Origin of the sequence: Moorena sp. SIO3H5 (assembly GCF_010692395.1) — a bacterium.
In the GTDB taxonomy this organism is placed as follows: domain Bacteria; phylum Cyanobacteriota; class Cyanobacteriia; order Cyanobacteriales; family Coleofasciculaceae; genus Moorena.
In genome coordinates, this window is the sequence record NZ_JAAHHS010000724.1 from 1 (window position 1) to 1,740 (window position 1,740).

General features: G+C 42.1%; 2 protein-coding genes. Both read left to right on the top strand.

From position 1 onward, the window contains the following. Positions 1-1,197 (top strand): PrsW family glutamic-type intramembrane protease (locus F6K52_RS35950; protein ID WP_293089948.1); only part of this gene is annotated, 1,197 nt, incomplete at its 5' end. Positions 1,198-1,394: 197 nt separating this feature from the next. After that, the coding region (locus F6K52_RS35955; RefSeq protein ID WP_293089951.1) for a pentapeptide repeat-containing protein at positions 1,395-1,740 on the top strand (346 nt) is incomplete at its 3' end.

The window sequence follows — 1,740 nt, forward strand, 5'->3', positions numbered from 1 at the left end:
TCGGTAATTAGCCCTCTGACCCCTCCAAAAAATGGTTGTCCCCGCTGGGAAATTTGTGACCTTGATAGTGTCAATGGCACCTATGTGAATGGCAAATATTTGCAGGGTTGTAAGCAATTGCAGTCAGGGGATCGGATTGAGTTGGGTCACGATGGTCCAAAATTCATCTTTGAGTGCGAGGTAACGACATCCCTTGATTTACCATCTATCCCATCCCAAACTATTGCCATAGAAAAACCCCTAAAACCGATTAGCAAGATACCAAAGCCTCAGACGGATTATGTCACATTTACCCAACTGTTTCCCATCTTGTCAACAGGACGGGATTTAAATCAGAAAGCTTTTTTGGCTCCTGGTATCGTGACTGTACTCTTTGTGGTATCAATGTTTGCTGCAGTTGGTCAACCAGTAGTTTTTAATCTTTTGCTAGCTGCCTACTTGGCAGGATTAGCCTATTATTTTGTTTACCAACTTTGTGGCAAACCTAAACCTTGGTGGGTGCTGCTGGGTATTACTATATCCACCAGTTTAATTTTGGTCAGTCCGCTGCTGCCCCTATTTATCAAAATTTTTCGGGGAATTTTACCTGGCAACATACCACAACTAGGTGAAGTTGTCAACTTAACTACTTTATTCATTCGGATGTTTTTTGGTGCTGGGTTAATGGAAGAGTTGCTCAAGGCTATACCTATGCTTGGACTATATGCTTTGGGACATTTCCTGCGTACTCCTTGGCGAGAAAGAATTGGTGTCTGGGAACCCCTCGATGGAATTTTATTGGGGACAGCATCGGGGGTGGGATTTACCTTGGTAGAAACCTTAGGGCAATATGTGCCTAATATTATAGACGGTGTGATACTGCCAACTACTGAATTGGAGGGTGACCTGTTAGGATTGCAGTTGCTGATTCCTCGGGTTCTTGGGTCAGTAGCAGGACACATGGCTTATAGTGGATACTTCGGATATTTTATTGGGTTAAGCGTTCTCAAACCCCGTAAGCGTTGGCAGATCATAGGTATTGGCTATCTGAATGCTTCTGCTCTGCATGCCTTGTGGAATGCCATGGGATATGTTAATAGTATACTCTTGGCAATAGTTGGGGTTGTGTCCTATGTCTTTTTAACAGCGGCAATTCTCAAAGCAAGGGCACTGTCACCAACGCGATCGCAAAACTTCGCCACCCAATTTTTTAAATAAAAATTAGGGATAATTATTAAAGTTTAAGTTTTAAAGTTTAAGGTTTAAAGTTGACAATTTCAAATTTACCCTTTAAACAGGTTTAGACGTTTAGCGGATCATGTTAACTACAAACTTTAACCACAACTAGGATTTACAATTCATAATTCATAATTGCTAATTCATAATTAGCAGCTGTTGGAAAAACAATGAATTCCATGAACATCAAACTCACAATTTTCACCACTGCGGCTTTACTAAGCACGACCAGCCTCAGCACCATTGCTAAAGCTGAAAATCTAGCTCATACTCAACAGTTACTGTCAAGCAAACAGTGTCAAGGGTGTGATTTAACTAGGGTAGGTTTGATTATGGCTGACTTAGTGGGTGCTAATCTCGCTGGGGCTGACTTGAGTCGTGCTAATCTCAGCCGTGCTAATTTGACAGGTGCTGACCTGAGTGGTGCCAATCTCAGTGGTGCTTCTCTCAATGGTGCTAATCTTACTGGTGCTAATCTCGCTGGTGCTAACTTATTTAGTACTGACCTGAGGGAAGCGTTTTTAA